General features: G+C 35.2%; 9 protein-coding genes. 6 read left to right on the forward strand and 3 right to left on the reverse strand.

What is annotated here, in order from left to right; all coding sequences use genetic code 11:
• Positions 1-58: 58 nt before the first annotated feature.
• From porZ to R1T42_RS13140, 5 genes are read left to right on the forward strand one after another with little or no spacing between them, the layout of a single operon-like run.
• Entirely contained in the window at positions 59-2,344 is a 2,286-nt protein-coding gene (gene porZ / locus R1T42_RS13120) for a type IX secretion system anionic LPS delivery protein PorZ (RefSeq protein WP_317290640.1), read from the forward strand.
• Positions 2,345-3,067, forward strand: a complete 723-nt coding sequence (gene recO, locus R1T42_RS13125) for a DNA repair protein RecO (RefSeq protein WP_317290641.1) — start codon at positions 2,345-2,347, stop codon at positions 3,065-3,067.
• Positions 3,064-5,472 carry a TonB-dependent receptor gene (locus R1T42_RS13130; RefSeq protein WP_317290642.1) on the forward strand — a complete coding sequence of 803 codons (2,409 nt, stop codon included), beginning with the start codon at positions 3,064-3,066 and terminating at the stop codon, positions 5,470-5,472. Before recO ends, R1T42_RS13130 begins: the two co-directional genes overlap by 4 nt.
• A gap of 17 nt (positions 5,473-5,489) precedes the next feature.
• A complete protein-coding gene (gene pdeM, locus R1T42_RS13135; protein WP_317290643.1) occupies positions 5,490-6,125 on the forward strand; it encodes a ligase-associated DNA damage response endonuclease PdeM in 636 nt (211 codons plus the stop codon).
• Positions 6,126-6,177: 52 nt separating this feature from the next.
• Positions 6,178-7,023 (forward strand): hypothetical protein, encoded by an 846-nt coding sequence (locus tag R1T42_RS13140; protein ID WP_317290644.1) that lies wholly within the window; start codon positions 6,178-6,180, stop codon positions 7,021-7,023.
• On the opposite strand, the gene R1T42_RS13145 is transcribed toward R1T42_RS13140, so the two are convergent.
• A complete protein-coding gene (locus tag R1T42_RS13145; RefSeq protein WP_317290645.1) occupies positions 7,024-8,361 on the reverse strand; it encodes a dihydrolipoyl dehydrogenase family protein in 1,338 nt (445 codons plus the stop codon). It lies immediately after the preceding gene.
• A 96-nt stretch (positions 8,362-8,457) separates the two neighbouring features.
• Between R1T42_RS13145 and mfd the strand changes: the two genes are divergently transcribed.
• Complete coding sequence (gene mfd / locus R1T42_RS13150) at positions 8,458-11,796, forward strand: transcription-repair coupling factor (RefSeq protein WP_317290646.1); 3,339 nt, start codon at positions 8,458-8,460, stop codon at positions 11,794-11,796.
• Between the two features lie 100 nt (positions 11,797-11,896).
• On the opposite strand, the gene R1T42_RS13155 is transcribed toward mfd, so the two are convergent.
• Both R1T42_RS13155 and R1T42_RS13160 read right to left on the reverse strand, forming a co-directional pair.
• Positions 11,897-12,328, reverse strand: a complete 432-nt coding sequence (locus R1T42_RS13155) for a hypothetical protein (RefSeq protein WP_036582746.1) — start codon at positions 12,326-12,328, stop codon at positions 11,897-11,899.
• 94 nt (positions 12,329-12,422) lie between these two features.
• A complete protein-coding gene (locus tag R1T42_RS13160; protein ID WP_317290647.1) occupies positions 12,423-15,653 on the reverse strand; it encodes a TonB-dependent receptor in 3,231 nt (1,076 codons plus the stop codon).
• Positions 15,654-15,681 lie beyond the last annotated feature (28 nt).

The following is a 15,681-nucleotide window of genomic DNA, read 5'->3' on the forward strand; positions in this document are numbered from 1 at the left end:
TAAAGGTTATTTTTGACCTTACCGTATATTATTCATTCTTAAAAGACGTTTGCTTTATATGAAGCGATTATTGATAGTGTTTTTAATTCTGTTGTCTCAATGGTCAGCAGCTCAAGATTTTTCTAATGAATGGGAAGCCTTTTTTTCCTATTCAAACATAGTGGACTTAGAGCAAGCAGGCGATTTGATCTATGCTGCTAGTGATAACTCCATTTTTGTTTATGATACAACGTTAAACACTTTAGAAACAATCACTACTATTAATGGTTTAAGTGGTGAAGCCATTTCTCAAATACATTACAGTGAAGACAAAAACTTATTAGTGGTAGCTTTTGAAAATGGTTTATTACAAATTTTACCAGATACTGGAGATGTCATTAATGTCGTGGCCATAAGAGACAAGCAAACCATAGCACCAGACGATCGTCGAATTAATGAGTTTCTAGAACAAGGAGATTTATTATTCATGGCAACCGACTTTGGTATCGCATTATACAATCTAGATTTGTTAGAATTTGATGATACATATTTTATAGGTGACAATGGAGCACAATTACAAATTAATTCTATAGATGTTTCAGGTGGTTTTATTTATGCGGCAACTACTGGTGGCGGAATAAGACGAGCGAGCATAGCAAATCCGTTTTTGCTTGATTTTATGAACTGGACGCAAATTAATTTAGATAACTGGGATGAAATTACTTCATTTAATAATACTGTCTATACGGTTACGCAAGGTAGGTTTGCGGCTACTCTTAATACGAGTGGAACTTTTAGTGGTTTAGGATTTCAAATACCTTCTCGTGCTAGAGATGCTTTCGTAACGGTTGATAGGTTCACTTATGCGACAAGAGATTTTATTCTAATTTATGATACATCATTTAATGAGGTATATAGACTTGCAGATATAAATGGAGAAAGCTTTAATTATACTAGTGCTATCCTTTTAGGAGATGATTTATATATAGGAACAGAGACTGCTGGAATGATCAGACAAAATATTCAGGATTTGACTGATTTTGAATTTATCATAGCTGATGGTCCTTCATTCAATTCAATCTTTTCAGTGCAGACTTTACCTAATGAGCTATGGGTAACTTATGGTTCACATACCGTTTTTTATACGCCTGATAATGCACGTCTAGGGATAAGTCATCTCATAGAAGAAGGCTGGATCAACTACACCAGCGCTGAGGTAAATAGTTTACGTAGTATTCCTAAATTAACGATTAATCCAGATGATCCTAATGATGTTGTATTACATTCCATGAACGATGGTTTATTAGATTTTGAAAATGGAATGGCTGGAACTCTATATAATATTAATAACAGTACATTACGTGGTATTGAACCACCATTTAGTGCCTCAGTAAGAACTCCAGATGGTGCTTATGACTCACAAGGTAATTTATGGGTAATACAATCTCAAGTGGATAATGCTTTACATAGAAGAAACCCTTCAGGTCAATGGACTTCCTTTGATGTTGGATCTGTATATGAAGAGGTTTCTAGCGGTTCTAGTACAACTAAAATTCTAGTAACTAGCGATGATAAAATTATTTTTGGCTCTACAGATGGTGGGCTTATAGGTTATGATCCGTCTTTAGATCAATACTCTAGACTTACAGAAGGTCTTCAAGAAGGTGATTTGATTAATAATTACATTAGTACGATAAGAATAGATCAACGCAATCAATTATGGATAGGTTCAAACCTAGGATTAAGGGTGCTTTCTAGTGTAAATAGTTTATTCTCTGATGATATACAGGATACTAGAGCTATTATTATTGAAGATATTAATGATATACCTAGGGAATTATTAAGAGATGAAGCTGTACTGGATATTGAGGTGGACGGTAACAATAATAAATGGGTGGCGACAGGTAGTTCAGGTGTTTTTCTATTTAATCCCAGTGGTAGTGAAACTATTTTTCAGTTTACAAAAAACAATTCTCCTTTACCGGATAATGAAGTAAGAGACATCGCAATAGATGAAACAACAGGACTTATTTATTTTGCAACTAAAAATGGTTTAGTTGCTTTTAAAGGAGATAGAGCCAGTAAGCCACAAGAAGATCTTGAGAATGTTTATGCCTTTCCTAATCCGGTGCGTCCTGGATTTGATGGTAATGTTACTATAGATGGATTAACTAATAGAGCGCGTGTAAAAATTACTGATATAGAAGGTAATCTGGTATTTGAAAAAGTTTCTCAAGGTGGAAGTATTCAATGGGATACACGTAGTTTTTCTGGAAATAAAGTAGCTAGTGGTGTTTATATGTTATTTATTTCTACTGATGATAATATAGAGACTACAGTTTCTAAATTAATGATTGTTAGGTAAATGCTTACTCGCACACCAGCAATAGTATTATCTACTGTTAAGTATGGCGAGGCAGATTTAATCGCTCGATTATATACTAAAGAATTAGGTACACAATCATACATGCTTAAAGGGGTACGTAAATCACGTAAAGGGAAATTGCGCATCGCTTTTTTTCAACCTTTAACCCAGTTAGACATTGTCACACAACACAAAGGAAAAGGATCGCTAGAGTATATTAAAGAAGCTCACGTCACACCAGCATATGATACTATTCATACAGATATTATAAAAAGTAGTATAGTCATGTTTTTTTCTGAGATCTTAACGCAGTTGTTGACAGAGCAACAGGCAGATGAAGACTTATTTGATTACGTATCTAGTATTTTTCAATTTTTAGATCAAACAGATACTGTAGCCAATTTTTCTATCAAGACATTATTAGACCTCACTTCTCATATGGGTTTTCAACCTGATATGGAGACTATCGATTTACCGTACTTTAATTTATTAGATGGATCATTTGATAACAACGGTGTTTTACCTCATCACGCAACTATAGAAGAAAGTATCTTAATTAAGCAATTTCTGGGCACGAATTTTGCTGCAATAAATGAGATTAAAATGAATAGAGAAGAGCGCAATAGCCTATTAAATTTGGTCATTGATTATTTTCAGATACATTTGCACGTCTTTAAAAAACCTACATCATTAACGATTTTAAAACAGCTATTCGATACGTGAAAAAGTTACTATTGATATTTATAATATTAACTACTTTTCCTTCCATAGCACAGGTGGTTACGATTGTAGATATAGATACTAATGAGCCGTTAGTTAATGTAGCTGTTTATAATAAATCAAAGTCAAAATCTGCTGTGTCAGATATTGAAGGTCAGGTAGATTTAAAAATTTTTACAGATCAAGAATTTATTTATTTTCAGAGCATATCATATGCTACCATTAAAATAATAAAGACAAACATTTCAAAAGATAAATTCATCAGGTTACAACAGCAATCAGATTATTTTAATCCTATAATTTTATCAGCTTCAAAATTTGAGCAAAGAGCACAAGATATTCCTCAAAAAATATTTGCTGTAAATAAAGAAGAAATTACTTTCAATAATCCACAAACTAGTGCAGATTTGTTACAGCAGTCTGGTCAGGTCTTTGTTCAAAAATCTCAACAAGGTGGTGGTAGTCCTATGATAAGAGGATTTTCTACTAATAGGTTGTTGATAACTGTTGATGGTGTGCGCATGAATACGGCCATCTTCCGTAGTGGTAACCTGCAAAATGTTATTTCTATCGATCCATTAAGTGTAGATCGTAGTGAGGTGATTTTAGGTCCTGGTAGTGTTGTTTATGGTAGTGACGCAATAGGTGGAGTGATGAACTTTTATACACTTAAGCCACAGTTTCAAAAAGATTCAGTTCAAATAACAGGTAGTGGTTTATTGCGATATGCAAGCGCAAATAATGAGAACACAGGTCATTTAAATTTTAATATCGGTGGCGAGAAATGGGCCTCTGCAACCAGTATAACGGTTAACTTTTTTGATGATTTACGGATGGGTACTCATGGTCCCGATGATTACTTAAGAGAAAGCTATGTCGTGCGTCGTGATGATCAAGATATTTCTATAGTAAATGATAATTCTTTAATCCAGCGTCCTACAGGATATGACCAACTTAATATTTTACAGAAACTTAGGTATCAACCTACTCAAGATTTTGAATTTGGACTAGGTGTTATTTATTCTGGTACTGGTGATTTTCCTAGGTATGACTCTTTAGATCGCTTTCGCGAAAGCGGTGAACCTAGAAACGCAGAGTGGTTTTATGGTCCACAAAAATGGTTAATGACTAATTTTAATGTGACTCATCGTGGTGATGGTAAGTGGTATGACAAAGCAGTTTTAACACAGGCATATCAACATTTTGAAGAAAGTCGTATAACAAGGGATTTTCAAGATTCAGAACGCTTTGTTAATGAAGAACAGGTTGATGCGATATCCACTTCGTTAGATTTTGAAAGACGTGATAGAGAATCTAACGCATTATTTTATGGTGGTGAATTTATTCATAATCGAGTACGTTCTAATGGATATATTCAAAATATAGATACTAACGTATTCTCGGCAAATGCGACCAGATATCCAGATGGTTCCTCATGGCGATCACTTGCTGCTTATGCAAGTTATCAATGGAAAGTGTCTTCTCAAATGATTGTAAATACTGGTTTAAGGTATAATCATATATGGATTGATGCAGATTTCACGGCGAACAATGCATTTTTTAATTTTCCATTTGAAGAAGCTACCATTAATACCGGAGCACTTACTGGCGGAATAGGAGCGACTTATGTTACTAATAATAAATGGGAATTGAGAAGCAATCTTAGTACGGCCTTTCGTGCGCCTAATATCGATGATTTAGGTAAATTGTTTGATCCTAGTCCTGGCACAGTCATAGTTCCTAATCCAGATCTGGAATCAGAATATTCATATAATAGTGAGATAGGTTTCAAGAAAACATGGAATGATAAACTCACACTAGATGCAAGTGTTTATTATACTTATTTAAAAGACGCACTGGTCGCTCAAAATGATGAACTCAACGGGCAATCTATTATAGAATATCAAGGAGAGCAAAGTCAAGTGCAATCCATACAAAACGGTGAAAAAGCAAACATTTATGGACTAGAATTAGGCCTTAATTATAAACTTAATGATCAATTCTCTTTAATAGGGCATTATAATATTACAAAAGGAGAACAAACAGAAGTCGATGGTAATAAAATCCCAGTAAGACATGTTGCTCCGGCTTTTGGAGATTTACAATTAAATTATGAAAAAGAGTCTTTGAAACTTGGTTTGTTTGCTCAATTTAATGGTCAATTTGATTTTGAAGATTTAGATCCTAGTCAACAAAGTCGTCCTTATCTATATGCTTTAGACTCAAATGGCAATCCATATGCACCGTCATGGTACACTCTTAACATAAGATCTAGATATAGTCTCAATGAGGCACTTTCTTTAAATGTGACACTAGAAAATATGACAGATCAACGATATAGAACATACTCATCTGGTGTAAGCGCTGCTGGTAGAAATTTAATTCTAGGTGCTAGATACCTATTTTAAAAACTGATAATTATAAAGTGTATCTAACGATTTCTCTTGCTCAGCAAACTTTTCAGCTTCACGCTAGTGGAGCAGCATATTGGGTAGAACAAGACACTATATTACTTGCCGATGTTCACTTAGGTAAAAGTGCTCATTTCCGTAAAAATGGAATGGCTATTCCTGCCAGTGCAGATGATATGGAGTACGATAAACTTAATGAGGTTATTGAGCTATTTAATCCATCGCGATTATGGTTTCTAGGTGATTTATTTCATTCTTATATAAATGCAGAATGGCACTTCTTTGAGCAATGGGTGCGTTCTCAAAACATAGAGTTAGCATTAATTATGGGTAATCACGATGTTATAGGTAAAGAAATCTTTGAAAAAATTGGCATAAAAACCTATGAGCAACTCCATATGGGCGATGTGATTTTAACACATCATCCGCAAGAGATTAGTGGTAAATTCAATATCGCTGGTCATGTTCACCCATCGATTAAAATGAAAGGTGTCGGACGACAAAGAGTTAAATTACCGTGTTTTTTCAATAATGAATTTGGTTTAATTCTAGCGGCTTTTGGTGATTTTACGGGAACTTATACTTTAAAGCCTAAAAAAGGTAATCGCATATTTGCAATTGTAGAGCAAGAAGTGATGGAACTACATTAGTTTTATAAAACTCTTAATGTGATTGTTGTCAATAGTCCAGTATCTTTAAGACATGAAAAAACTAATCGCAGTACTCAATCTTATCAGTATTATTTTTCTAATTGCATGGAATGGCTTTGCAAATACAGGAAATTATAACGGTAAAACAGTAGGAGAATTAAGTGCCGAATATAATAACTTATTCACACCAGCTAGTTATGCATTTTCTATATGGGGTTTAATTTTCTTAATGCTATTAGTGTTTGTTATATATGGTGTTTATATCGCTTTCGCGAAAGCGAAACAATCACAGCCCACAGATTATAGAGAAGATTTTTTGAAAACGACTGCTCCATGGTTTTTACTCGCAAATATATTTTGTAGTGCTTGGGTAGCATTTTGGTTAGATGAAATGGTAGGTCTTTCTGTAATATGTATGCTGGGTATTTTAGTTAGTTTATTGATTTGTGTAAAAAAATTAGACATGGAGATATGGGATGCGCCTTTTCCTATCATCGCCTTTGTTTGGTGGCCATTGTGTCTCTATGTGGGATGGATTAGCGTAGCTACTATAGCAAATATAGCGGCATGGTTGAATGGCAACTTTGACTTTGCAATAACTACCCAAGTTTATGCAACTATGGTCATGATTTTTGTAGCATTTATTGTGAATATGGCGATGGTAGTTTATCGCAATATGCGAGAATTTGCTCTAGTAGGTGTATGGGCACTGGTTGCAATTTTCGTGAGGTTTAACGAGCCTATGGATGGTCTGAGTAAACTGGCAACTAATCAGATTGCCTATTTGGCATTAGCGCTGGCATGTGTGCTAACTATCGCAATAGCAATACATGGTTCTAGAAATAAAAAGACGAACCCATATAGAAAGTGTATGGAATGGCGTGACTCTAATAAGTAATTAAAAGCTTTTAATATCATTTCCCCACGTAGGATAATTAAATATCACGTCCTTCAATTCTTCAAAGGTCATGTTTGCTTTCATGGCTATAGCAAACATATTAATTTGCTCTGCAGCTTCAGGTCCTACGATGTGTGCTCCTAATATTTTGTTACTGTCGTTTTCTAAAATAATTTTATAGCCATAAAGCGGTGCGTTGATACGCTGGTTGTTGAACCATTCACTAGCCTCGCTTTCAATTGTATGATATGTTTTCTTTGCTTCAATTGCTTGATTCTCTGTAATCCCTATGCCAGAGCATTGTGGTATGGTGAATACGGAGCTAGGTATTGCAGGGATATTTAATTCTCTCTTTTTACCATTAAGATTATCAGCGACTACCTTAGCTTCTATGCTACTTAAAGGTGTAAGAGGTAAGCTTTTACTTGAAATGTCTCCACATGCATATATGTGAGCTTGAGAAGTACTTTGTAGGTTACTGTTAACTAATACGCCATCCTTATCAGTCACCACATTAGCCAGTGCAAGATTTAATTTATCAATTGATGGTACACGTCCAGCAGTGTTAAAAACACAATCAGTAGTCACTTGATGTATTTGATTATTTATAGCATAGTGAACGCAATAACGATTTTCTATTTTTTCTATGCTAGAAACCTGAGCGTTTTTAATAATCTTTATACCCATTTTAATAGATTCTTCTTCTAGTAAATTAGAGGTAAAAGTTTCAAATGGGCTTAAAATTTGATCTCCTTTATCAATAATAGTCACATTAGATCCAGCCCTACACAGCATATGGCCAAATTCCATTCCGATGTATCCGCCACCTACAAATACTACTTTTTCAGGTACTTCTGTCAGGTTAAAAAAATCTACTGAAGTCAGTGTGTATTTTTCTCCTGGAATACCTAGACTTAAAGGTTGCATTCCTGTAGCGATTACAAAATACTCTGATCTGATTTCCTTATCATCTAAGATAATGGTATGAGCATCTTTAAAACTTGCTTTACCGTGATAGCAAATTAAACCTTTCTCTTTTAAGTTTTTTTCTGTGTTTTTGGGAATATTGCTGGTATAGCGTTTTGCATAATTAAATGCATCTTTCCAGTTTATTTTAATTTTTCCTGTGATACCATCTCCATTCATATTCTTGGATGATTCAAAGGCTTCACTAGAGGCGAGTAATAATTTTTTAGGATCACAACCACGTTGTGAACAAACGCCACCATATTCTTTTATATCTATTATGCCTACTTTTTTGCCAGCGGCAGCACATTCCTGAGCAACTAATTGACCAGCAGTACCAGTTCCAAATACAAATACATCAAATTTATCCATTGCATAAAGGTATCTTCTATGTTACAGTTTCTATATTAAAGTATTCTCAATATTCTTGAGCATGCTGGTTTCTAGGCTTATCTTTGTGATTCTATTATGAGTTTTAACAAGATTCTTAAGCAATATGCACAAGCCCCACAAACGCAAAGTTTGCGAGAAGTGGTGTCCCAATCCCAAGGTCATACACATTTAAGTGGTTTGCAAGGTAGTGCGTTCACCATCGCAGCGAGCTCTATTTTTGATGAGGTAGAAAAGCCTTTCATGGTCATTGCAAATGATAAAGAGCAAGCTGCCTATATTCTCAATGACTTTGAAAAAATGTTGGGAGATGATCGAGTTCTTTTTTATCCCGGAAGTTATAGACGTCCTTATCAAATAGAAAAGACCGATAATGCAAATGTGCTTTTACGTGCCGAAGTACTTAATCGAATCAACTCTCGTAAAAAGCCTGCGGTAATTGTAACTTATCCTAATGCACTTTTTGAAAAAGTTGTTACTCGCAAAGAATTAGAAAAGAATACTCTTAAAATTGCCGTAGGTGATCAAATTTCCATTGATTTTGCAAATGAGGTCCTTTTTGAGTACGAATTTAAAAGAGTTGATTTTGTTACAGAGCCTGGAGAGTTTTCAGTACGTGGTGGAATTTTAGATGTGTTCTCTTTTTCACACGATGAGCCTTATCGTATTGAATTTTTTGGTAATGAGATTGATACCATTCGTGTGTTTGATGTCGAAACACAATTATCCAAAGAGCAAATCAAAAAAATCTCAATTATACCTAATGTTGAGCATAAAAAGCTAGAGGAGAATCGAGAGAGCTTTTTGCAATATTTATCTAATAAAACGGTGATTTTTGCAGAGAATGTTGAGTTGCTATATAGTAATTTAGATACTCTTTTTGCCAAGGCAGAACAGGCGTATAGCGAGTTGCAGGGTGAAGTCAGACAACTATTACCTTCAGAAATATTTTGTGACTCTTCCATTATTAAAAAGCAACTTGTAAAATATAATCTTATTGAATTAACTACTCAATCTGGTAATATTGCTTATCAAACAACGCCTCAACCAGCATTTAATAAGCAATTTGATTTACTGGTTGAGAACCTTAAAGAGAATGAGGAGAATGGATATACCTCATATCTTTTTTGTGGTACAGCGCAGCAGGCAAAAAGATTTAAGGACATCTTTGATGATATGGGAGCGCAAGTACAGTATGAGACTGTGGTTATGACTCTTTTTAAAGGTTTTATTGATCATAATTTAAAAATAGCTTGTTATACAGATCATCAAATTTTTGATAGATACCACAAGTTCAAACTAAAAAATGGATATGCCAAAAAGCAAGCCATAACGCTGAAAGAACTTAACACCTTAGAAATAGGTGATTATGTAACACACATTGATCATGGAATTGGGAAATTTGGTGGGCTACAGAAAATAGATGTGAATGGTACTCAACAGGAAGCTATTAAATTGGTTTATGGCGAGCGTGATATTCTATATGTGTCCATACACTCTTTACACAAGATAACTAGATATTCTAGTAAAGATGGAAAAGCTCCTAAAGTATATAAATTAGGTAGTCCTGCCTGGAAAAAGCTAAAAGCAAAAACAAAAACAAAGGTGAAGCAAATCGCCTTTGATTTAATCCAATTATACGCAAAAAGACGTGCTAAAAAAGGTTTCCAATTTGAGCCCGATGGATACCTTCAAAATGAACTTGAAGCTAGTTTTATTTATGAAGACACACCAGATCAAAGTTCTGCAACAGCAGATGTAAAAGCAGATATGGAAAGTGATCGACCTATGGATCGATTAGTTTGCGGTGATGTTGGTTTTGGTAAGACAGAAGTAGCGATTAGAGCCGCCTTTAAAGCAGCAGTTAGTGGTAAACAAGTTGCTGTTTTAGTGCCTACAACAATTCTCGCGTTTCAACATGCAAAAACTTTTAAGGAGCGATTAGGTAATTTACCAGTGACTGTAGATTATCTAAATAGATTTAGAACGGCAAAGGAGCGTAAAGGTGTGCTAGAAGGTCTTGCAAATGGTCAGGTTGATATCGTGATAGGAACTCATCAATTAGTTAGTAAGTCGATACAGTTTAAGGACCTAGGATTACTCATTATAGATGAGGAACAAAAGTTTGGTGTTGGAGTAAAAGATAAACTTAAGACTCTTAAAGAGAACATCGATACACTCACGTTAACAGCAACGCCCATACCACGTACATTACAGTTTTCATTGATGGCGGCCAGAGACTTAAGTGTTATTAAAACGGCACCACCCAATAGGCATCCTATAGAATCGAGAGTGATTCGATTCTCAGAAGAAACCATTAGAGATGCGGTGAGTTATGAGATTTCTCGTGGTGGTCAGGTGTTTTTTGTGCATAACCGTATTGAAAATATTAAAGAAGTAGCTGGTATGATTCAGCGCTCAGTACCAGATGCTAGAGTAGGTATAGGACATGGTCAGATGGATGGTAAAAAACTTGAAGAATTAATGTTGTCTTTTATGAATGGTGACTTTGATGTTCTTGTTGCAACCACGATTATAGAAAGTGGTTTAGATGTTCCGAATGCAAATACTATTTTTATAAATAATGCAAATAATTTTGGTCTATCAGACCTGCATCAAATGCGTGGACGTGTAGGTCGTAGTAATAAAAAAGCCTTTTGTTATTTCATCACACCGCCATATGATATGATGACTGATGATGCTCGCAAACGTATACAAGCAGTAGAGACTTTCTCAGAACTAGGTAGTGGTTTTAATATCGCAATGAAGGATCTTGAGATACGAGGTACTGGAGATATTTTAGGTGGTGAACAAAGTGGTTTCATGAATGAAATAGGTTTTGATACGTATCAAAAAATATTAAATGAGGCTATTGAAGAGCTTAAGGAAAACGAGTTTAAAGATCTATATAAAGAGGAAACTGTCGAAAAAATTCACGTTACTGATGTCACCATAGACACTGAGTTTGAGTTACTTTTCCCAGACGACTATATTAATTCTATAACAGAGCGATTAGCTTTGTATTCTAAACTTAACGAACTCAAAAATGAGGCTGAATTAGAAGTGTTTAAAAAAGATCTAGAAGATCGTTTTGGAGATTTGCCAGATCAAGCTGAAGATCTATTAACCAGTATCAAATTAAAGTGGATAGCAGCAAGAATGGGACTCGAAAAGCTCATTATGAAGCAGGATAAACTCATCGGTTATTTCATTTCTGATCAGCAAAGTGATTTTTATCAAAGTGCCACATTCTCAAAAATACTACAAGCAGTACAAGGGCAACCACGTGTGCTGCGCATGAAAGAGAAACAAACTAGAGGTGGATTAAGGTTATTGCTTACCATAGACAAGGTGAAAACCGTTGATCGTGCTTTTGATGTATTAAATGCTATTCTACCAGCTGTAGAAAAAGTATAAATAATATGTTCATAAATTAAAAAGCCTTGTTCTTACATAGGAACAAGGCTTTTTAATGTTATAATATGAACGCTTTCGCGAAAGCGTAATTTTAATAATCTTAGAACCAATGGCCCCAAGGTAGTCTAGTTAAGACTAGAATAAAGGCAAGTGAGTAAAATATGGCTAGCGTTTTAAGTTTTCCATTACTTACGATTTTTTTCTTATGTTTTGAATACCCGATTGTTAAAAGGGTAATGGCGATAATCATGGTTAAAGGATGCTCAACTAACATAAGACGTGCGTCAGAGTTGCCCATCACTTCTTTCATCCCACCAGACCATGCGTCAAACCAAGGAGACGTAAAGTATAAAATTATACCGATCAATAATTGGATATGTGTTACTATAAGACCACCTAGTGCTAGACTAAAGTCTCTATTACCAAATTCTTTTTTAGTAAAATAACCAATAAGAGAATTGATAGTAGCTAGTCCTAATACAATTACGACGATATATGCCCAGCCAGAGTGTGCGTGTTTAATAATTTCCATAGTGATATAATTTAAATTCAAAAATAACTATAAACAAGAAACCCTATTCAATTGAGTAGGGTTTCTTTATGAAATGTATGTATTAAGATCTTTCTTAGTTGAAGATATATCTTAAACCCACTTGCATTTGCCATCTTGAAGATTGTGTTCCTGCATCATCAATTCTTTCAAAACTTTCTGCAAAGTCTGGATTGAAAGAGAATTCAGGATCAACACCATTACTTTCAACTTCAACAATACCTACGTTACCAAAACTGCTGTTTACAAATGATTGCTCACCCCAGTTTTTGTTTACTAAGTTTAAGAAGTTAAAGATGTCTAGAGATACTTGGAATGTGTGTTTCTTTTCATTGAAGTTTAAGCTAAAGTCTTGTAAAAGCTTTAAGTCTACCATGTGGTTCCATGGTCCACGATCTCCACTACGCTCAGCATATTGTCCACGACGGCCATCTAAATAGTCGTTACCTTCAATGAAAGCATCTAGAGCAGCCCATTGGTCTGCAGCAGATACGCCATTGTTATCAACTAAATTGATTTCACTTGCGTTTCTAGGAATATAGAATAAAGCATTATCACTTGAGTCATCATTTAATAAATCTCTACCTTGGTAGATGTAGCTTAAAGCACCACCTTGTTGTCCATTATAGAACACACCTAAGGTAGTTTTTAAATTATCATTCCACTTATACTCATAAGAAGCGTTTGCAGATATTCTGTGACCTACTGCAAAAGCAGAGTTACCAATCTGTGCAGTATTCTTACCATTTACAGTTACGATGTTTCTCCATTGAGAACTGTTTTGAGAAGAAGTACCTTCAAAGATAGATTTACCTTGTCCATAAGAATAAGAAACTTGTCCAGAGAAACCATTGTCATATGGCTTAGTGATGCTTAACGTTCCATTATAAGACCATCCTTCATTAGTGTTAGTTCCTAAGATAACTCTTGTGTAAGTATCATCAATTTCATCACCACGATCATAGAAAGGACGTCCGTCTGCATTATTAAGTGATAATGTAGGATCTTTAAGGTTTAAGTTCTGATAAAATACGTTGTTAATCGTCTCATTATATAAGAAATCTGCACTTACAATAAGTCCCCAAATGTTAGTCTTTTGATCGATACCGATATTGTACTTCATTACCTGTGGTAATTTGAAGTCTGGTGAGAAGATGTCAATCTGTCCACCATTTGCACCACTACCTGGAGCTGGAGCACCGTTTAATGGCTGGTTGAAAGGATCTGCAACAAAGTTTTGACTACCGAAAGCAGCAGTTCCACCTACAGCAATACCATTGTTGTTATAAGCACCACCTGGCCATACTAGAGGAACTCTAGAGGTAAAAATACCTAATCCACCACGTACTTGTGTTTTTCTGTCTCCATTTACGTCCCAGTTAAAACCTGCACGTGGAGAAACATGAATTTGACTTTTAATTTTCTTACCAACTCTTGCACCTTGAAGATCTTTACCTTCAGCTTCTAATAAAGCAACAGTTCTATCATTGAAGTCATCGTTTGCTTGACCTGCATCATAGAAAGGAACATCAAAACGCACACCATAAGTAAGTTTAAAGTTGTCAGTCAATTTCCATTGGTCTTGAGCATATAAACCTAGTTGAGAGTAGTTAAATGCAGCAGCAGCAGCTTGAATATCATCTCCACTAGTTCCTGCTGGATCTAGTAAAGAATAAGAGTGGAAGTATGAGTCTGCAGCAACATCGTTAGAAGGGTCATTATCAAAATAAGTATTGAACTCTGCTAATGAGTTGAACTGATACTGTCCGTAGTTTTGTCTTACAAAAACGTTTCTCATATCATAGTTTTCAAAGTTACCACCGAAAGTCATGTTGTGAGCTCCTTTAGAAACTTCAAAGTTGTTTGTAATCGTGAAGATTTTTTGCTCAAGAATATTAGCCGTTGAAAATGCTTCAGAACCAAAAGTAATGTCACCATCACCATCTTCAATGCTTACTCTAGGGAATGGATTTCCGATTGGATCACGGTTGTCATTTACAGATGTATAACTTACAATTAAGTTGTTAGAAAGATCTCTACCATTTGTAGTGTTCCATTCTAATGTTGAAAAGTGAGTCTCAGACGGGAAATAAATTCCTGCGTTAGCAAAATTTATCGCTCTATTACTACTTTGACTAGGAGAGATCGACTCACCATTTACATAATTGTGCTTTGCAGTAAGTGTGTTCTTATCATTGATGTTATAATCTAATTTAATAGTAAACTTTTCACTGTTTAATTCAGTGATTGTGTTTTCATAACCACCTGGATTATATCCAAATACGTTGATTAAATTATCTCTTAAAGCGTTGATGTCTGCAATACTACTATCCCCATTATAAAGAGCAGAATCAAATGGTCTAGGCTCTTCTTCTCTTTGGATTTCAGCATTTACAAAGAAGAAAAGTTTATCCTTAATAATAGGTCCACCTACACGTACACCATAAAGATTTGCAGAAAAGTCATCTAATTTCTCACGGTTGTCTTCACTAATTCCAACTGGAGTTTTTCCAGCAAGACTTTCGTTACGTAAATAGAAGTAAGCACTTCCTTCAACTTCGTTAGTACCAGATCTAGTAATTGCGTTAATTGCACCACCAGTAAAACCTGATTGACGTACATCAAATGGAGCGACATTTACTTGGAAAGATTCGATAGCATCAATAGAAATCGGGTTAACACCAATCTGTCCACCATTAGTTCCTGATCCAGCAAGTCCAAATACATCATTGTTTACAGCACCATCAATAAAGATAGAGTTGTAACGGTTGTTTTGACCAGCTATAGAAATAGCGCCACCTTCAGACACAGTAGCTTGTGGAGTTTTTCTTAAGAAATCTCCAATACCACGTGTTACAGAAGGCATCGTGTTAATCTCACGCTGTGAGACGTTAGTTTCAGTACCTGTTTTACCAGAATCAAAAATGCCGTCACGTACCGCGTCAATAACAATCGCATCTAATGCATTAGTAGAGTCAGTAAGAGTCAAATCGATTCTTTCAGATTCACCTAATTGCAAATAAATGTCGTTTAATACTACTTCATTCTTACCTACATAAGAAATTGTAATAGTATATGGACCACCAGTACGCATGTTAGATACACGATAGTATCCATCTATATCAGTTGTAGATCCATATTTTGAATTAGTAGGGCCATGAACTGCAACTACAGTAGCTCCTAGTAATGGTTCATCCTCTGCCTCAAGGATACGACCGTTAATACTCGAGGTTGTTACCTGAGCAGTTACAGCCATGGAGCTTAACAAAAGCCCAATTGCTAGTAAAAATTGTAAAGATTTTTTCATTTTCAATCAGTTATAGTTTGAGTTGCAA

The organism is Nonlabens ulvanivorans (genome assembly GCF_032922765.1).
Lineage (GTDB): Bacteria > Bacteroidota > Bacteroidia > Flavobacteriales > Flavobacteriaceae > Nonlabens > Nonlabens ulvanivorans.